This window comes from Streptomyces rubellomurinus (genome assembly GCF_000961885.1).
Taxonomy (GTDB): domain Bacteria; phylum Actinomycetota; class Actinomycetes; order Streptomycetales; family Streptomycetaceae; genus Kitasatospora; species Kitasatospora rubellomurina.
This window is the reverse complement of sequence record NZ_JZKH01000032.1, coordinates 34,385-52,127: the sequence shown is the minus strand read 5'-3', so window position 1 is coordinate 52,127 and position 17,743 is coordinate 34,385. Positions and strand designations below refer to the sequence as shown.

The 17,743-nt window shown below is 73.4% G+C and carries 14 protein-coding genes; 9 read left to right on the top strand and 5 right to left on the bottom strand.

The genetic code is table 11. From position 1 onward, the window contains the following. Positions 1–48: 48 nt before the first annotated feature. The gene (locus tag VM95_RS17445; RefSeq protein ID WP_078860050.1) at positions 49–729 is read left to right on the top strand and encodes a papain-like cysteine protease family protein; all 681 of its coding nucleotides are present in this window, start codon (positions 49–51) and stop codon (positions 727–729) included. 10 nt (positions 730–739) lie between these two features. After that, positions 740–1,603 carry a hypothetical protein gene (locus VM95_RS17440; RefSeq protein ID WP_045697755.1) on the top strand — a complete coding sequence of 288 codons (864 nt, stop codon included), beginning with the start codon at positions 740–742 and terminating at the stop codon, positions 1,601–1,603. A gap of 63 nt (positions 1,604–1,666) precedes the next feature. On the opposite strand, the gene VM95_RS17435 is transcribed toward VM95_RS17440, so the two are convergent. Further along, complete coding sequence (locus VM95_RS17435; protein ID WP_045697716.1) at positions 1,667–2,323, bottom strand: TetR family transcriptional regulator; 657 nt, start codon at positions 2,321–2,323, stop codon at positions 1,667–1,669. A gap of 7 nt (positions 2,324–2,330) precedes the next feature. Beyond that, positions 2,331–3,959 carry an MFS transporter gene (locus VM95_RS17430; RefSeq protein ID WP_078860048.1) on the bottom strand — a complete coding sequence of 543 codons (1,629 nt, stop codon included), beginning with the start codon at positions 3,957–3,959 and terminating at the stop codon, positions 2,331–2,333. A gap of 320 nt (positions 3,960–4,279) precedes the next feature. Here VM95_RS17430 and VM95_RS17425 point away from each other — a divergent pair, with 320 nt between their 5' ends. Continuing rightward, entirely contained in the window at positions 4,280–4,807 is a 528-nt protein-coding gene (locus tag VM95_RS17425) for a hypothetical protein (RefSeq protein WP_045697714.1), read from the top strand. Here the strand turns inward: VM95_RS17425 and trhA are convergent. Then, positions 4,778–5,500, bottom strand: coding sequence for a PAQR family membrane homeostasis protein TrhA (gene trhA / locus VM95_RS17420; RefSeq protein ID WP_045697751.1), 723 nt, complete (start codon positions 5,498–5,500; stop codon positions 4,778–4,780). The two genes, VM95_RS17425 and trhA, sit on opposite strands and share 30 nt — an antisense overlap. A 285-nt stretch (positions 5,501–5,785) precedes the next feature. On the opposite strand from trhA, the gene VM95_RS17415 reads away from it, so the two are divergent. Next, on the top strand, positions 5,786–7,627 hold the full coding sequence (locus VM95_RS17415; RefSeq protein ID WP_045697713.1) for a phosphoenolpyruvate carboxykinase (GTP): 1,842 nt from the start codon (positions 5,786–5,788) through the stop codon (positions 7,625–7,627). Between the two features lie 153 nt (positions 7,628–7,780). On the opposite strand, the gene VM95_RS17410 is transcribed toward VM95_RS17415, so the two are convergent. Next, the gene (locus VM95_RS17410; RefSeq protein WP_045697711.1) at positions 7,781–8,995 is read right to left on the bottom strand and encodes a pyridoxal phosphate-dependent aminotransferase; all 1,215 of its coding nucleotides are present in this window, start codon (positions 8,993–8,995) and stop codon (positions 7,781–7,783) included. A 246-nt stretch (positions 8,996–9,241) separates the two neighbouring features. Between VM95_RS17410 and VM95_RS17405 the strand changes: the two genes are divergently transcribed. Beyond that, positions 9,242–9,964 (top strand): prepilin peptidase, encoded by a 723-nt coding sequence (locus VM95_RS17405; protein ID WP_052706388.1) that lies wholly within the window; start codon positions 9,242–9,244, stop codon positions 9,962–9,964. A gap of 134 nt (positions 9,965–10,098) precedes the next feature. On the opposite strand, the gene VM95_RS17400 is transcribed toward VM95_RS17405, so the two are convergent. Continuing rightward, positions 10,099–11,712 (bottom strand): chitinase, encoded by a 1,614-nt coding sequence (locus VM95_RS17400; protein ID WP_045697709.1) that lies wholly within the window; start codon positions 11,710–11,712, stop codon positions 10,099–10,101. Positions 11,713–12,102: 390 nt separating this feature from the next. Here VM95_RS17400 and VM95_RS17395 point away from each other — a divergent pair, with 390 nt between their 5' ends. The 4 genes from VM95_RS17395 (at position 12,103) to VM95_RS17380 (ending at position 17,678) form a co-directional block, all read left to right on the top strand. Further along, positions 12,103–12,897: an isoprenyl transferase gene (locus VM95_RS17395; protein ID WP_208615473.1), complete on the top strand. Its 795-nt coding sequence runs from the start codon at positions 12,103–12,105 to the stop codon at positions 12,895–12,897. Positions 12,898–13,141: 244 nt separating this feature from the next. Continuing rightward, positions 13,142–14,476 (top strand): RNA 5'-3' helicase PhoH2, encoded by a 1,335-nt coding sequence (locus tag VM95_RS17390; protein WP_045697707.1) that lies wholly within the window; start codon positions 13,142–13,144, stop codon positions 14,474–14,476. A gap of 417 nt (positions 14,477–14,893) precedes the next feature. Continuing rightward, positions 14,894–15,619 carry an aggregation-promoting factor C-terminal-like domain-containing protein gene (locus VM95_RS17385; RefSeq protein WP_045697705.1) on the top strand — a complete coding sequence of 242 codons (726 nt, stop codon included), beginning with the start codon at positions 14,894–14,896 and terminating at the stop codon, positions 15,617–15,619. A 502-nt stretch (positions 15,620–16,121) separates the two neighbouring features. Beyond that, positions 16,122–17,678, top strand: a complete 1,557-nt coding sequence (locus tag VM95_RS17380; protein ID WP_045697703.1) for an AI-2E family transporter — start codon at positions 16,122–16,124, stop codon at positions 17,676–17,678. Positions 17,679–17,743 lie beyond the last annotated feature (65 nt).

Here is a 17,743-nt window from a genome sequence, read left to right as displayed (position 1 = left end):
GCGCCCCCCCACAGCACCTCGCTCCGCTCGTGCAAGGAGGCATCCCCCATGCCAGCAACACCCGTTCCCCGGACACGGCTGCGCCGCGCGGTCGCCCTGCTCGCCCTCGGCGTGCTGGGCCCGGCGCTCACCGCGGCGGTGGCCGCCCCGGCCGTCGCCGCCGACGCCCCCCACGCGTCGGCCGCCGACCGGGCCCCGGCGAAGGTCCGTCAGGCCGCCGCGCCCGGCAGCACGGCCGACCTGGCCGGCACCTTCAAGAAGCTCAACATCACCATGCAGCAGCAACAGCAGACCAACTGGTGCTGGGCGGCGAGCGGCAACACGATCGCCACCTGGTTCGGCTACAACTACAGCCAGAACCAGTTCTGCAACGCCGCGTTCGGCCGCTCGATCGACTCCGGCTGCCCCAACAGCCAGGCCACGCTGGCCGATGTGCAGAACGGCCTGGACTGGGTCGGCATCAACCCAGGCTCGTACGTCACCGGCTACCTGCGCTACTCCACCGTGCAGACCGAGGTGAACGCGAACCGGCCGATCGAGACGCGCATCCAGTGGAGCTCGGGCGGCGGGCACATGCACGTCGTCTACGGCTACGACACCGGCAACAACTGGATCTACTGGGGCGACCCGTGGCCGTCCAACTACCGCTACAACTGGGCGGACTACTCGTACTACGTGAACAACGACACGTTCTCGTGGACCCACTCCCTCTACCGGATCGGCGCGTGAGGTGGCGACCATGACCGAGCTGAACAGCATCCGCCGGGCCGCCGTCGCCGTCCTCCTCGCGGCCGGCCTCGGCCTGGCGCTCGCCCCGGCCGCGCAGGCCGACGACGACCCCCGGACCGCCGCCCCCGCGACCGCCGCCCCGGCGCCGGTGCCCGCCGCCGACCTGGCCCGGGCGCGCGGCGCGGTGCAGGACCCGGCGGTGCTCGACCAGGTCGGCCGGTTCTTCGCCCGCAAGGGCGTCCCGCCGACCCAGCAGCTGACCATCGGCGCGGCCGAGGAGGTGAAGGCGGCGGCCGCGTCGGCGCCCCGGCTGACCGGGGACACCGTGCCGGTGTACACCCTGGACGCCGGCTTCGTGGCCGGCACCGCCGGTGCGCCGGTGGCGAAGGCCGAGTTCACGGCCAGCAAGGTGACCGCGGCGGACGGGCAGAGCGCCTCGGTCTGGACGGTCCGGCAGGGCGACGGCTGGCGGGTCGTGAACATCGCCTCCGGCGGCGACGAGAGCGACTACGCGGCGAAGGCGGCGAGCGGCGGTGGCGGCACGGCCTTCCGCGAGCCGCAGATCAACGCCTGGTACGTGCTGCGCGACGGCCGGGTGCTCCCGCTGGACGACGAGGCCCGGCGCTCGGTCGGCACGGACGGGGTGTCGCTGGCCCGGTACCAGCAGCTGGTGCACCAGCGGTACGGCGACAAGCTGCCCGGCTCGGCGTACGACCGGTCCGGCGAGGGCGGCGGCTACCAGGTGGAGGCGGCGGCCGCCCCGGCGGCGGGCGGCGGCTCGGCGCTGCCCGCGGTGACGGCGGCCGCGGCCCTGGGCGCCACCGCGCTGGCCGGCACGGGCGCGGCGCTGCGGCGCCGGTCCCGCCGCAGCTAGCGGACCTGGCGGGACGGCGGGGCCCGGCGAAGGAGCCGGGCCCCGCACCGCGTCCGCCCACCGTCACACCCCGGCGAAGCCGCTCTCCAGCAGCGCGAAGGCGTGGTCGACCAGCTCCGCGATGTCCTGCTCGCCGCCGCCCGCCGCCCAGCACAGCACGGCCTCGGTGGACGCGGCGCCGATCGCGGCGGCGGTGATCCGCATGTCGTAGCTGGGCTCCTCGACGCCGGCCCGCCGCAGCAGGATGGCCAGGTAGAGCGCCGCCGGGCTGTGGTCGGCCCGGTGCAGCCCGGCGCGGAGCGCGGGCACCTCGGTGACCAGCCGCATCCGGATGAGCAGTTCCTGCCGCTCGTGCTGGAGCAGTTGGCGGATCAGCCCGATGAGCGCCTCCCGGCAGGAGGTGAGGAAGGGCTCGTCGGCGGGGCGCGCCAGCAGGGCGGCGATCATCGCCGGGTCGTACTCGTCGGTGAGGACGAGGTCGTCCTTGGTGGCGAAGTAGCGGAAGAAGGTGGAGGGGGAGACCTCGGCGGCGGCGGCGATCTGCTCCACCGTGGTGCTCTCGTAACCCTGCTCGGCGAACAGGCGGTACGCCTCGCGCCGGATGGTCTGCCGGGTCTTCAGCTTCTTGCGTTCGCGCAGCGACAGCGGCGCCTCCAGCAGGGCCTGGACCGGGTTGGTCGGGGCGTCCGGGAGGGCCGCGGTCGGCTGCGTGGCGTTCATGACCCGATTATCGGCGATCTTCGACGGCGGCGGGCTCGACTCCCGCCCCGGGCTCGATTCCCGCCCCGGCCTCCTGGGCCGGCGGCCCGCCCGCCGGCATCCGGGCCGCGATCAGCACCGCCGAGAGCACCGCGACGATCCCGGCGACCAGCAGCACCAGCGCCATCCCGTGCACGTACGCCGCGTGCGCGGAGGCGCTGAGCGCGGCCCCGCCCTCGCTCCGGGCGGCGACGGCGTCGGCGGCGACCACCGACTTCCCGGCCTGCCGCGCCGCCTCGGCGGGCAGCGCGCCGGTGTCCAGCGCGCCCCGGTAGGCGCCGGCGAGCAGGCTGCCGAAGGCGGCGACGCCGATCGCGCCGCCGACCTGCCGCAGGGTCTGCAGCAGCCCGGAGCCGACCCCGGCCCGGGCGGGCGGCAGGGTGGCCAGGGCGGAGGCCTGGGCGGTGATCAGCGACAGGCCCATCCCGAAGCCGAGCACGCCGAGCCAGACCGCGGCCCGCCCGTACCCGTCCGCGGGGCCGGTCCGGCTGCCGAAGAGGAGGGCGGCGGCGAGCAGGGCCAGCCCGGTCGCGACCACCGCGCGGGTGCCGAGCCGCACTACCAGCCGCTCGGTGAGCCTGGCGGCGACCATCAGGCCGAGCATCATCGGCATCAGCCGCAGCCCGGAGCCGAGGGCGTCGGTGCCGAGCACGCTCTGGAAGTAGAGGGGCAGGACGAAGAAGGCGCCGAACAGGACGACCGAGATCAGCGTGGCGGCGATGGCGGACCAGCGGTAGGAGGGGTCGGCGAGCAGCGCGAGGTCGAGCATCGGGTCGCTCTGCCGGTGGCTGCGCCGGACGAGCGCGGCGAGGGCGAGCACCGAGCCGGCGAGCGTGCCGAGCACCAGCGGGTCGCTCCAGCCGCGGTCGGCGCCCTCGATGATCCCGTAGGTGAGGGCGCTGAGCCCGGCGGCGGCGAGCAGCGTGCCGAGCAGGTCGATCCGGGGTGCGGCGGGGTTGCGGGTCTCCGGCAGCAGCAGGACGCAGGCGGCGATGCCGATCGCGGTGAGCGGGACGTTGATCGCGAACACCGAGCCCCACCAGAAGTGCTGGAGCAGGAAGCCGCCGATCAGCGGTCCGAGCGGGGCGCCGGCGGCGAGCGAGGCGGCGAGCACCGAGGTGGCCCGGCGCTGCTCGGCGGCCGGGAAGAGGCCGGGGATGACGGCCAGGGACATCGGCATGACGAGCGCGCCGGCCAGGCCCATCGCGGCGCGGGCGGCGATCAGCGTGCCGGGGGACGTGGTGACCATGCCGACCATCGAGGCCAGGCCGAACAGGGCGAGGCCGGTGGTGAGGGTGCGGCGGCGGCCGAACCGGTCGCCGAGCAGCCCGGCCGGGAGCATGGCGGCGGCGAAGACCACGGTGTAGGCGTCGACGATCCACTGCTGCTGCCCGGTGGTGGCGTGCAGCTGGGCGGCCATGGTGGGCAGGGCGACGTTGAGGATCGTCATGTCGAAGCTGATCACCAGGACGCTCAGGGCGACGGCGACCAGGGCCAGCCGCCGGCGCGGGTTCGCCTCGGCGCCGGCGGCGTTCCCGGGCGCGGTTTCGGCGGCGGTTTCGGCGGCGTTCTCGGCTGCGGGGGGTGCGGTGGACACGACTGACCTCCGGCGGGAGTCGAGGGAGGAGACATAGGAGTCTCTGTCAAATGAGAGTAACTCCCAAAAGGTCCCGGCCGTCAATGCGTGGACTCGTGACGATTCGATCGCATACGGTGATGTGTCCTGGAAGTGCTGCTTCCGCACACGGAATTGACGCAACGTTGATCTGTCGTTCGCCGCCTCGGGGCAGCCTGGAGTGACGGACGGTAGATACCATGTGGCAATCGGTCAGTGCTGGCCGACGCGTGCCGAGAGCGGAGAAGGGGTGGGGCGGCCAGGGCCGACCACGAGCCCGGCGCCGGGAAAGGGGAGCCGAAGTGGCCGACAGTGACGAGGTGCGGGCGAGCGCCCAGGTGTGGGGCGGGGCGGTGGTGGTGGCCTCCGCGCTGGCCGTGGTCGCGGCCTATCTGATCAACGGCGCCCTGCTGGTCCTGACGGTCGCCGGGGTCGAGACCCTGCTGCTGATGGTCTACGTCGCCCGCCGCTGGCGCGCGCTGCACCGGTCGCCGGCGCCGGAGTCCGGTCACCGCCCGCGCCGGGGCACCCCGGACGCCGCGCACTGCGAGCGCTGCCGCCGGGCCCGCGAGGCGCTGGACGCCCGCCAGGCGCGCGGCCGGGCCGGCCGGGTCGAGCGGCCGGAGCCGCGTCCGGAGTCGGCGCCCCCGGCGGAGCCGCTGCCCGGGCTCGGCGAGGCCGCCCGCCCGCCGTACCCGCACCGCCCGCAGGGCCGGGCCCCGTACGAGCGGCCCTGGACGGCCGAACGGGCGGCCGCCCGGTCCGTGGACCGCGCGACCGCCCGTCGTGGGACGCCGGGTTCAGCCGGCCGTGCTGTACGCCACCAGTGAGACGCCGACGTACTGCACGATGAAGGCGCCGAGGGTGAAGGCGTGGAACACCTCGTGGAAGCCGAACCAGCGCGGTGAGGGGTTGGGGCGCTTGAGGCCGTACACCACGCCGCCGACGCTGTAGAGCACCCCGCCGACGATCATCAGCACCAGCACCGCGACGCCCCCGGTGTGCAGGAAGTCCGGCAGGAAGAAGGCGGCGGCCCAGCCCAGCGCGAGGTACACCGGCGTGTACAGCCAGCGCGGCGCGCCGACCCAGAACACCCGGAACGCGATCCCGGCGAGCGCCCCGCCCCAGACCGCCCAGAGCAGCACCTGCCGGCTGCCGCCCTGCAGCAGCAGGATGGTGAACGGGGTGTAGGTGCCCGCGATGATCAGGAAGATGTTCGCGTGGTCCAGGCGGCGCAGGATCGCGTCGCCGCGCGGCCCCCAGGTGAAGCGGTGGTAGACCGCGCTGACCCCGAACAGCAGCCAGGCGCTGACCGAGTAGACCGCGCAGGCGGCCTTGGCGCGCGGTGAGTCGGCCAGGCAGATCAGCACGATCCCGGCGGCGACGGTGGCGGGGAACATCCCGGCGTGCAGCCAGCCGCGCCACTTCGGCTTGCCCTCCCCGGTGTCCGGGAGGCCGCCCTCCGCGGGGCCGGTTCGGGTCGGATCCTCCGCGGGGCTCTCCCCGAGCGCAGCAGCAGTCATGCGCTGCATGCTACCCGTTACCTACGCCTCCGTAGGTTACTGGCGCGTAGTGAAGTGGTGATAGTCACTCTTGGACGTTTTGGAGTGTTCGAAGTGTGGCGCCGCGCACTCCGGGCCGGACGTCGACGAGCTGTTACTGGCTGGTAATAGTACTGACTGTAGTAAAAGATGCGTCAATATCGCCGAGCTGCCGCATTCAGCTCGAACACCCGGGGCTACGCTGCAAGCACCCTCAGACCCCCGCTACGCCGCCTCTTCGACGAGATGGCGTGAAACGGAGCGATCGTGTCGTACGAGATCTCTGCTCTCAGCGCATCCGCGCCCACCCGCCACAAGCAGCTGCTCGCTTGGGTGAGCGAGATCGCCGAGCTGACCCAGCCGGACCGCATCGAGTGGTGCGACGGCTCCGACGAGGAGTACCAGCGCCTCGCGGACCTGCTGGTCGCTCAGGGCACCTTCAAGAAGCTCAACGAGGAGAAGCGCCCCAACTCCTACTACGCCGCCTCGGACCCGACGGACGTGGCGCGCGTGGAGGACCGCACGTTCATCTGCTCCGAGCAGGAGAAGGACGCCGGCCCCACCAACAACTGGAAGGCCCCCGCCGAGATGCGGGAGCTCTTCCAGGGCACCGAGGGCCTGTTCCGCGGCGCCATGAAGGGCCGCACCATGTACGTCGTGCCCTTCTCGATGGGCCCGGTCGGCTCCCCGCTGGCCGCGTACGGCGTCGAGATCACCGACTCCGCCTACGTCGCCGTCTCCATGCGCGTGATGACCCGCATGGGCCAGGCCGTGCTGGACCAGCTCGGCGAGGACGGCGACTTCGTCAAGGCCGTGCACACCGTCGGCGCCCCGCTCGCCGAGGGCCAGGCGGACGTGCCGTGGCCGTGCAACACCACCAAGTACATCTCGCACTTCCCGGAGACCCGTGAGATCTGGTCCTTCGGCTCCGGCTACGGCGGCAACGCCCTGCTCGGCAAGAAGTGCTACGCGCTGCGCATCGCCTCGACCATGGCCCGCGACGAGGGCTGGCTGGCCGAGCACATGCTGATCCTGAAGCTCACCCCGCCGGCCGGCCCCTCGGGCGAGTCGCAGCCGAAGTACGTCGCGGCCGCCTTCCCCTCGGCCTGCGGCAAGACCAACCTCGCCATGCTCCAGCCCACCGTTCCGGGCTGGAAGGTCGAGACGATCGGCGACGACATCGCCTGGATGCGCTTCGGCGCGGACGGCCGCCTGTACGCCATCAACCCCGAGGCCGGCTTCTTCGGCGTCGCCCCCGGCACCGGCGTGGACACCAACGCCAACGCCATCGACACCCTCTGGGGCAACACCGTCTTCACCAACGTCGCCCTCACCGACGACGGCGACGTGTGGTGGGAGGGCCTGACCGAGGAGCCCCCGGCGCACCTCACCGACTGGCGCGGCAACGACTGGACCCCGGAGTCCGGCACCCCGGCCGCCCACCCGAACGCCCGCTTCGCCGTCCCGGCCGCGCAGTGCCCGACCATCGCCCCGGAGTGGGAGGACCCGGCGGGCGTGCCGATCTCGGCGATCCTGTTCGGCGGCCGCCGCGCCACCGCCGTCCCGCTGGTGACCGAGTCCTTCGACTGGCAGCACGGCGTCTTCCTCGGCGCCAACATCGCCTCCGAGAAGACCGCCGCCGCCGAGGGCACCGTGGGCGAGCTGCGCCGCGACCCGTTCGCGATGCTGCCGTTCTGCGGCTACAACATGGGCGACTACTTCGCCCACTGGCTGAAGGTCGGCGCCCAGGCGGACGCCGCCAAGCTGCCGAAGATCTACTACGTCAACTGGTTCCGCAAGAACGCCGAGGGCAAGTTCGTCTGGCCCGGCTACGGCGAGAACAGCCGCGTGCTCAAGTGGATCGTCGAGCGCCTGGAGGGCACCGGCGAGGGCGTCGAGACCCCGATCGGCGTGCTGCCGACCGTCGAGGGCTTCGACCTCGGCGACCTGAAGCTGTCCGAGGAGGACCTCGACCTGCTCTTCACCGTGGACGCCGACATCTGGCGCCAGGAGGCCGCGCTCGTGCCGGCCCACCTGGAGCTGTTCGGCGAGCACACGCCGAAGGAGCTGTGGGACGAGTACCGGAACCTGGTCGCGCGCCTCGGCTGAGCCTGAGCCTCGGCCGAGCGGAGGCGGGCGCGCGGCACGAACCGCGCGCCCGCCGAGCGACAGGACGGCCGGAGTTCCGCCGGACGGTCTTTCCCCGACCAAGGAGACCGCCCGGGCCGGGACTCCGGCCGTAGTGCTTTCCCCTTTTACTTCCTACGGCTGGGTGTAGCCGCCGAGGAAGTCGCCGATCCGGGTCACCGCCTCGGTGATCTCCTCCGCCCGGGGCAGCGTGACCAGCCGGAAGTGGTCCGGCTCGGGCCAGTTGAAGCCGGTGCCCTGGACCAGCAGGATGCGCTGGGAGCGCAGCAGGTCGAGCACCATCCGGGCGTCGTCCTTGATCTTGTGGACCTTCGGATCCAGCCGGGGGAACGCGTACAGCGCGCCCTTCGGCTTGACGCAGCTGACGCCCGGGATCTGGTTCAGCAGCTCGTACGCGGCGTCGCGCGAGGCCAGTAGCCGGCCGCCGGGCAGGACCAGGTCCTTGATCGACTGCCGGCCGCCGAGCGCGGCGGCCACCGCGTGCTGGGCCGGCATGTTGGCGCACAGCCGCATCGAGGCGAGCACGGTCAGGCCCTCGATGTAGCTGCGGGCCCGGGACCGGTCGCCGGAGAGCACCATCCAGCCGGAGCGGAAGCCCGCGACCCGGTACGCCTTGGACAGGCCGTTGAAGGTGACGCAGAAGAGGTCCGGTGCCAGGGTGGCCAGCGGGACGTGCTCGACGTCGTCGTAGAGGATCTTGTCGTAGATCTCGTCCGCGTAGACCACCAGCTGGTGCCGGCGGGCGATCTCGACGATGCCCTCCAGCACCTCGCGCGGGTAGACCGCGCCGGTCGGGTTGTTCGGGTTGATCACCACGATGGCGCGGGTGCGGTCGGTGACCTTGGCCTCGATGTCGGCGAGGTCCGGGTACCACTCGGACTGCTCGTCGCAGCGGTAGTGCACGGCGGTGCCGCCGGCCAGCGAGACCGAGGCCGTCCACAGCGGGTAGTCCGGCGCGGGGACGAGCACCTCGTCGCCGTCGTCCAGCAGCGCGGTCATGGCCAACTGGATCAGTTCGGAGACGCCGTTGCCCAGGAAGACGTCGTCGACGGAGAGGCCGTGCAGGCCGCGGTCCTCGTAGTGCATGACGACGGCGCGGCGCGCCGAGAGCAGGCCCTTGGAGTCGCCGTAGCCGTGCGCGGTGGCGAGGTTGCGCAGGATGTCCTGGAGGATCTCCGGCGGCGCCTCGAACCCGAAGGTGGCCGGGTTGCCGGTGTTGAGCTTGAGGATGCGGTGGCCCTGGTCCTCCAGCCGCATCGCCTCGTCGAGCACCGGGCCGCGGATGTCGTAGCAGACGTTGGCGAGCTTGCTGGATTGGATGACCTGCATGCCTGCCTACTTTAGGGGTACGGCGGGCCCTTCGGCGGGGCTCCGCGGGGGTGCTTCCCGGGGCCCGGGAGGCTCCCTTGGATCGGCAGGCCGGGGTGGCGGGGGGCCTTCCGAACCGGCAGTCCCATGTCCGGATTGCCCCCGTACACGAGGGGTGGCGGCGCGCGGCCGGGTGGAACGAGACGGACGGCACACCGCCGCACGCGGGAGGATGTGGCCGGTGTCGGACGAGGAGGGGGTGCGCCGGTGGTCCCGGTCGTGGTCGCGGCGGTGCTGGTCGGTCTCCTGGCGGCCGTGCCGCTGCGCGGGCTGATCGCCCGGTTCGCGGTGCCGGAGGGCGAGCCCTGGTGCGAGGCCTGCCCGTCGTGCGGGCGCCCGGTGCGCCTGCTGCCGCCGACCGGGCGCTGCCCGGGCTGCCGGGAGCGGCTGGGCGCCGGCCCCTGGACGGTGGAGCCGGTCACGGTGGCCGTCGCCGTCGCCGTGGCGTACGCGGCGGACGGGCTGCTGGTGGTGACCCCGGCGCTGGCCTGGGCCGCGGCGCTCGGGGTGGTGCTCGGCTTCGTCGACGCCCGGGTGCGCCGGCTGCCGTACCGGCTGACCACGCCGCTGCTCGGCGGGACGGCCGGCCTGCTGGTGCCCGCCGCGCTGTCCGCCCAGCAGCCCGGGGCGACGCTGCTGCGCTGCCTGCTGGCCGCCCTCGCGGTCGGGGGCGTGCTCGAACTGGCCGTCTGGCTGGGCGCGTTGGGCCCCGGCGACTCCCCGCTCGGGCTCGCCCTGGGCGGGCTGCTCGGCTGGTACGGCTGGCGGACGGTGCTCGGCGGGCTGTGCGCCGCGGTGCTGCTGGCCGGCCTCTGGGGCGTCGTGCGGGCCGTCGCGGCGCTGGCCCGCCGCCGCCCGGTGCGCGGACTGGACCTCGCGGTGGGCCCGTTCCTGCTGCTCGGCGCGCTGGCCGCCGTGCTGGGGCGCTGAGCGCCGCCCGGCGGGAGGACGCGGAAAGGCCCGCCGTACCGGGTGGGTACGGCGGGCCCGGCCGCCGGCGCGCGGGCCCCACCCTCAAGGAGCGGCACGCCGGAGGGGGTTGGGTCCTCAGGGGCTGTCCGGCACTACGGCATCTTGTGCACGAACGGGCCGACCGCGTTCGAGAACGCGTTGCCGTTGTTGGCGTCCCAGTTGGTCGACCAGGTCATCGCGCCGCGGATGGTCGGCCACTTGGCCGGCGGCACGAAGCTGCCGCAGTTGGCGCCGGTGGCCAGGCAGTTCAGCGCGTTGTTCACCACGGACGGGTCGACGTAGCCGCCGCCGGCCGCCTTGGCGGAGGCCGGGACGCCGATGCCGACCTGGTCGGGCCGCAGGCCGCCCTGGATGTGGGTGCAGACCTGCGAGGTGATGAAGTCGACGGTGCCCTGGTTGTAGACCTTGCCGTCGCAGCCGTTCATGCCGCCCGAGTTGTAGAACTGGGTGTTGACGACGGTCAGGATGTCCTTGGTGTTCAGCGCCAGTTGGAAGTACGCGCCGGCGGTGCTGTACATCCCGATCGTCTCGGGCGCCATGGTCAGCACGAAGCCGGGGCCGACCTTGGCCTGCAGGGCGTGCAGCGCGTCGCCGAGCGGGCCGGCCTGGACGCCGTTCTCCAGGTCGACGTCGATGCCGTCGAAGCCGTAGTCCTTGATGATCGCGTATGCGCTGTCGGCGAAGTTCGCCCCGGCCGTCGCGTCGCCCACGGTGATCGCGCCGTTCTGGCCGCCGATCGAGAGGATCACCTTCTTGCCGGCCGCCTGCTTGGCCTTGATGTCGGCGCGGAACTGCGCGTCGGTGTAGCCGCCGAGCGCCTTGGACAGGCCCGGGTCGAGGGTGAAGCTGATCGCGCCGGTCCGGGTCGGCACGGCGTCGGCGAAGGAGACCGCGATGATGTCGTACGCGCTCTGGACGTCGGCGAGGCGCTGCGGGGTCGAGCCGTTGTCGAAGTTCTGCCAGTAGCCGGTGACGGCGTGCGCGGGCAGGCCGGTGGCCGGCGGGGTGGTGGCGGTCGGGGTGGCCGTGGGCGTCGCCGTGGGGGTGGGGGTCGCGGTCTGGGTGGGCGTCGCCGTGGGGGTGGGGGTCGCGGTCCGGGTCGGCGTGGCGGTGGCGGTCGGCGAGGCGGTCGGCGTCTGGGTGGGGGTGGCGGTCGGCGAGGGCGTCGACGTGCCGCCGGGGCCGGCCAGCGCGACGTCGTCGGCCAGGTAGGCGCTCTGCCCGTACCAGCCGTGCAGGTAGACGGTGACGCTGGTGGCGCTCGCCCCGGTGGTGAAGGTGGTGGACAGCTGGTTCCAGCTGTTCTGGTTCGACCAGGTCGACGGGTCGGTGCCGCCGGTGCCGCGCGCGCCGAGGTAGACGTACGGTCCCTGGACCCAGGCGCTCAGCGTGTAGCTGGTGTTGGGCAGCACGCTGATGGTCTGGGCGCACTCGGCGGTGTCGCCCGCGCCCGGGGTGGCCTGCAGCGCGCCGGCGCCGGAGTGCGTCGGCGAGGAGACGGCGCTCGCGGCGCCGGTACAGCTCCAGCCGCCCAGCCCGTTCTCGAAGCCGCCGTTGGCGACCAGGTTCCCGGCCGCCGCGCTGGCGCCGCCGGCGAACAGGGCCAGGCCGCCGCCGGCCAGGGCGAGGGCGGTGGCGCCGGCCGCGACGGCCGGGAGGGGGCTGCGCCGGCGCTTGTGGGCGGGCTGGTTCGGCGTACGGGCCATGGTGCGACGCTCCTGGGGGAGGAGCGGCCGCCGCGGTGGGGGGCGCGGCGGCCGCGTGTGGGGGAGGGGAGGTCCGGTGCGAGACATGGGGGGCGAGCGGTACCCGCTGCGTCCTGGGTGACAAGCTGGACTAGACCAATAGCGGCCGTCAAGCATCGGACGGCCTGCTTACGGATTCCTTAAGGAATCGGAGACCGTTCCGTGTCCGCGCCACGGCGGCCGGCCGGCGCCTTTCCCCCGCAGGCGGCCGACACGCCGCCGGGACAGACTCCGTACAGGACCGTGACCAGACCGCTACCTGCGGCTTTACCGCCCGCCTGCGCGCCGGAGTAGGCTGCGCCGGGGGCTGAGAAGCACCAGCTGAACGAGGAAAAAGAGGGGCCGGGAACCATGGGTCTGCGCGATGTGGCCGAACGGACGCCGGGGCTGCGCACCCTGCTGGGCGGGATGTACGGCCTCTACGGCCGCCGGGTCGAGGTCCACCTCGCACGCACCCCGCACCACATCGGCGTGATCCTGGACGGCAACCGCCGCTGGGCCAAGGCCACCGGCGGTTCCACCGCGTACGGCCACCAGCGCGGCGCCGACAAGATCAGCGAGTTCCTCGGCTGGTGCGACGAGACGCACGTCAAGGTCGTCACCCTGTGGATGCTCTCCACCGACAACCTGGACCGCCCGGCCGAGGAGCTGGTCCCGCTGCTCGGCATCATCGAGGAGGCCGTGGCCGGCCTGGCCGCCGCCCGCCGCTGGCGGGTCAACCCGGTCGGCGCGCTGGACCTGCTGCCCGAGCACACCGCCGGCGTGCTCAAGAGCGCCGCCGAGCGGACCGCCGACATCGAGGGCATCACGGTCAACGTCGCGGTCGGCTACGGCGGCCGGCACGAGATCGCCGACGCCGTCCGCTCGCTGCTCCAGGAGCAGGCCGGGCGCGGCACCTCGATCGAGGAGCTGGCCGAGGTCCTGACCGTCGAGCACATCGCGGAGCACCTCTACACCCGCAACCAGCCCGACCCGGACCTCATCATCCGCACCTCGGGCGAGCAGCGGCTGTCCGGCTTCCTGCTCTGGCAGAGCGCGCACAGCGAGTTCTACTTCTGCGAGGCGTACTGGCCGGCCTTCCGGAAGGTCGACTTCCTGCGCGCGCTGCGGGCGTACGAGCAGCGGCACCGCCGACTGGGCCTCTAGTCCCGCGGCTCCCTGGGGTCTGGGCCCCCATGCCGTCCCACGGTGAAGTGACCGCCGTAGGGCTGGCGTACCCGGGCCCCGCGCGAGGCCAAACGTTCACCGGCAATGATCCGTCAGTTCGCCGGGGGCGCGAATGCACCGCCGCTCGCCTGGGAATACTCCAGTCAGTCCGGCCCCGAGGCCACCGGGGCAGCGGGGGCCGGCATGCCGCGGATGACGCAGGGTCATCCGCTCTGGAGGCCTAGTGGTCAGTTCCAAGAGCCGCCGGACACCAGACCGGCGCACGTACGTTCTCGACACCAGCGTGCTCCTGGCGGACCCGCTCGCCATGACCCGCTTCGAGGAGCACGAGGTCGTCCTCCCGGTGGTGGTCGTCACCGAGCTGGAGGCCAAACGGCACCACCCGGAGCTGGGCTACTTCGCCCGTCAGGCGCTCCGCCTGCTCGACGACTACCGCATCCGGTACGGCCGGCTCGACGAGCCGATCCCGGTCGGCGAGCTGGGCGGCACGATCCGGGTCGAGCTCAACCACTCCGACCTGTCGATACTGCCGGCCGGCTACCGGTCCGGCGCCAGCGAGGCGGACACCCGGATCCTGGCGGTCGCCCGCAACCTGCAGGCCGAGGGCTACGACGTCACCGTCGTGTCCAAGGACCTCCCGCTGCGGATCAAGGCCAGTTCGGTCGGCCTGCTCGCCGAGGAGTACCGGGCCGAGCTGGCGATCACGTCCGGCTGGACGGGCATGACCGAGCTGCACGTCCCGGCCGACCAGGTGGACGCGCTGTTCGCGGGCGGCCACGACGTCCCGGTGGACGTCGACGGCGCCGCCGAACTCCCCGTCCACACCGGCCTGGTGCTCACCTCGGAGCGCGGCCGGGCGCTCGGCCGGGTCACCGGCGACGGGCGGGTGCGGCTGGTCCGCGGCGAGCGGGAGGCGTTCGGCCTGCGCGGGCGCAGCGCCGAGCAGCGGGTCGCGCTGGACCTCCTGCTGGACCCGGAGGTCGGCATCGTCTCGATGGGCGGCCGGGCCGGCACGGGCAAGTCCGCGCTGGCGCTGTGCGCGGGGCTGGAAGCGGTGCTGGAGCGGGGGCAGCATCGCAAGGTGATGGTCTTCCGGCCGCTGTACGCGGTCGGCGGGCAGGAGCTCGGCTACCTTCCGGGCAGCGAGGCGGACAAGATGGGCCCCTGGGCCCAGGCGGTCTTCGACACGCTCTCCGCCGTCACCACCCCGGACGTGATCGAGGAGGTCATCTCCCGGGGGATGCTGGAGGTGCTGCCGCTGACCCACATCCGGGGGCGCTCGCTGCACGACGCCTTCGTGATCGTGGACGAGGCCCAGTCGCTGGAGCGCAACGTCCTGCTGACGGTGCTGTCCCGGATCGGGCAGGGCTCGCGGGTGGTGCTCACCCACGACGTCGCGCAGCGGGACAACCTCCGGGTGGGCCGGTACGACGGGGTGGTGGCGGTGGTGGAGAAGCTGAAGGGGCATCCACTGTTCGCCCACATCACCCTCACCCGGTCCGAGCGTTCGCCGATCGCGGCGCTGGTCACGGAGATGCTGGAGGACATCCACCCGTGATCCGCCTCTGACCGGGGCATAGTAGGACAATACGGTCAACTGCCGTAGCGGGGCCCGTTCCTGACGGAGCGGGCCCCGCCGCTTTTCACCCTTGGGTGTGACGTGCGCCACGCGGGCGGGAATTGCGTCGACCGTGCCCCTTGCGGCATGGTGAGGGTTCTGTCAGGCCCCGCGTACGGCGCGACAGGGCTTCCGGAGCCCGGAAGTCCGGTCCCGGAAGGTCCGCCAACTCCGGTCGGTGGACGCACAATTGAAGACCGATGAGCCGTACGCCGCCCGATCTCAACGCCCGGTCGCCTCACCTCGGCCGGACGCCGGGCCAGCACCTCCCGTGACCAGAGCACCGTGCGGAGGTCCGTGCCAAGGGGCAACTTGCGCCCGCACGGTCACGCGTGGGCGACGCTGGAAGGAAACCATGTGACTCGGATCTCGGTCCGGGGAGTTGCTGTGGCCTCCGCCACCGCCGTCACCGCTGTCGGTGCCGTCGTGGGTGTGGCCTCGGGCAGCGAGGGCAAGACGACGCAGACGGTCGACGTCGCCGGTGCGACCCTGCTTGCCGAAGTCCCCTCTGGCACCCAGGCGCAGACCGTCAGCGACAACATCGGCCAGCAGGCGTCCGCCCAGCGCGCCTCCGCCGACGCGGCCGCCAAGGCCGCCGCCGAGCAGAAGGCCGCCGACGAGGCCGCGCGCCAGAAGGCCGCCGCGGACGCCCAGGCGAAGGCCGACGCGCAGGCGAAGGCCGACGCGGACGCCAAGGCCGCCGACGACGCCCGCAAGGCCGAGGCCGCCAACCGGTCCAAGGCCCGCTCGGCGATGACCGCCACCGACAGCGCGCCGGCCGTCTCGGTCAGCCCCGGCTCGGTCCAGGACATCGCCCGGCAGATCATCGGCAACGACACCCAGTTCCAGTGCTTCAGCCAGATCGTGAAGCGCGAGAGCGGCTGGGACTACACCGCCACCAACAAGAGCTCCGGCGCGTACGGCCTGGTCCAGTCGCTGCCCGGCTCGAAGATGGCCTCGGCGGGTGCCGACTGGCGCACCAACCCGGCGACCCAGATCAAGTGGGGCCTCGGCTACATGAACGACCGCTACGGCAGCCCCTGCGGCGCGTGGTCGTTCTGGCAGGCCCACAGCTGGTACTAGGAGGGCCCGCGGTCCGTCCGCGCCCTCGACGGCCCCCGGGCCGCTCGTCGTCCCGTCGACGAGCGGCCGGGGGCCGTTCCCGTTTTCGGGCCCGTTCCCCGAGCGCGGTCCCGCCGGACGGGGCGGGCCGCGCCGCCCGGGCTGCGCTGACCGGGGCGCTCGCGGGCGGTGCGGTCCTGGGTGCGGACGCGGGGCGCGGGAAGGGGTCCTGGTGCTCCCCGCACCGGCCGGTCCGCCGGCGGTTGGCTTCTGCCGGGACGCGGCCCGCGGCCCTGCCGCGCGGCGCTGGTCCCGTTCCGACTCCTCCCCACCGCCCGGTGTCCGAAACCATGCGAAACATTGGGATTGGTCCTCGTTGTCCGATGGTCCGGTCGAACCGAACCCCGCGGCGGGGCGGACTCGCCGGGCCGTCGCCGGGTAGCGTCATCCCTGACGGCCGTGGCGCGACCCACGGCGGAGCGCCGGACACGGCGGAAGCGGCAGGGAAGCGGCGGGTAGCAGGATGGCGCGGGGCGGAAAGGCCTTCAAGGCCGTGGCCAAGGGCATGGCCGTGGTGGCGAGTGCGGCCGCCGTGATCGAACGGCGCCGACGCGCCGCGATGGCGGCCGATCCGCACGACCCCGCCGTCCCCGAACCGGCCGGAGCGGCCGCCGTCCCGGCCGAGCTCCCCGAGCCGCGCGCCGACCACGGCCCGGCCGCCGTGGCGGCCCCGGCCGCGCTCCCGGCACCCGTGCCGGCGACCCAGGCCACCCCGGCCTCACTGGCCGCCCAGGCTGCCCAGGCCTCACCGGCCCCCGCGCCGGCGCCGCCCGCCCAGGCGACGCTCGGCCGCGAGTACCACCCGGGCCGGCCCGCCACCCCCGCCGAGGCGGTGCCCTGGGGGCTGCGGGTGGCCGCCGAGTCCACCTGGCGGCTGCTGCTGCTCGGCGCCGCGCTCTACGTCGTCTTCTACGTCGTCGACATGCTGCGGCTGGTCGCCTTCTCGGTGCTGGCCTCGCTGCTGATCGCCGCGCTGCTGGAGCCCTCGGTCTCCTGGCTGCGACGGCACGGGGTGCCGCGCTCGCTGGCCGCCGGCGGGACGTTCCTGAGCGGCCTGGCCGGGATCGGCCTGGTCGGCTGGTTCGTGGTGTGGCAGGTGACCGACAACGTGGACACCGTCACCACCAAGGTGAAGACCGGTGTCGACCAGATGCGGGACTGGCTGATCGACGGCCCGCTGCACCTGACCCACCAGCAGATCACCGACTTCGCCAACCAGATCACCGGGGCGATCACCAGCAACACCGACCGGCTCACCTCGGTCTCGATCACCGGCGCGCAGATCGCCGTCGAGGTCCTGACCGCGCTGATGATGACCTTCTTCACCACCTTCTTCTTCCTCTACGACGGGGCGAAGATCTGGAACTGGGCGCTGCGCGGCCTGCCCCGGCACTCCCGGTTCGCGATGGCCGGGGCCGGGCCGAAGGCCTGGGCGACCCTCACCGCGTACGTGCGCGGCACCGTCTGCGTGGCCTTCATCGACGCGGTCTGCATCGGCATCGGGGTCGACTTCCTCGGCGTGCCGCTGGCGCTGCCGATGGCCGTGCTCATCTTCCTGGGCGCGTTCGTCCCGCTGGTCGGCGCGCTGATCACCGGCACCGTCGCGGTGCTGATCGGGCTGGTCACCCAGGGGCCGTGGACGGCGCTGATGGTGCTGGTGGTGCTGATCGTGGTGATGCAGGTGGAGAGCCACATCCTGCAGCCGCTGATCCTCGGCCGGGCCGTCCGGGTCCACCCGCTCGGCGTGGTGCTCGGCGTCGCGGCCGGCGGCATCATCGGCGGCATCGGCGGCGCGGTGGTCGCCGTCCCGCTGATCGCCGTCACCAACACCGTGATCGCCCACCTGCGCCGGCGCAACGAGGCCGGCCAGGCCGTCTTCACCGCGATGGAGGCCGCCCGCGAGGCGGCCGAGCGCACCGCCGCCGCCCAGCCGCAGGCCCACCCGACCCACACCCGGCCCGCGCCCGCGCCCGCGCCCGCTCCCGTCCGTCCCGCCGAGCCGGCCCCGGCCGCGGACTGACCGGCCGGGCCCGCGCACGCGGACGGGCCCCGCGCCGGACGTGGTGTCCGGGGCGGGGCCCGTCG

Coding starts and splice junctions, on each gene's coding strand:
- VM95_RS17400 (WP_045697709.1), bottom strand. CDS start 11,712: ATGGCCCGTACGCCGAACCAGCCCGCCCACAAGCGCCGGCGCAGCCCC.
- VM95_RS17440 (WP_045697755.1), top strand. CDS start 740: ATGACCGAGCTGAACAGCATCCGCCGGGCCGCCGTCGCCGTCCTCCTC.
- VM95_RS17380 (WP_045697703.1), top strand. CDS start 16,122: ATGGCGCGGGGCGGAAAGGCCTTCAAGGCCGTGGCCAAGGGCATGGCC.
- VM95_RS17395 (WP_208615473.1), top strand. CDS start 12,103: ATGGGTCTGCGCGATGTGGCCGAACGGACGCCGGGGCTGCGCACCCTG.
- trhA (WP_045697751.1), bottom strand. CDS start 5,500: ATGACTGCTGCTGCGCTCGGGGAGAGCCCCGCGGAGGATCCGACCCGA.
- VM95_RS17410 (WP_045697711.1), bottom strand. CDS start 8,995: ATGCAGGTCATCCAATCCAGCAAGCTCGCCAACGTCTGCTACGACATC.
- VM95_RS17445 (WP_078860050.1), top strand. CDS start 49: ATGCCAGCAACACCCGTTCCCCGGACACGGCTGCGCCGCGCGGTCGCC.
- VM95_RS17435 (WP_045697716.1), bottom strand. CDS start 2,323: ATGAACGCCACGCAGCCGACCGCGGCCCTCCCGGACGCCCCGACCAAC.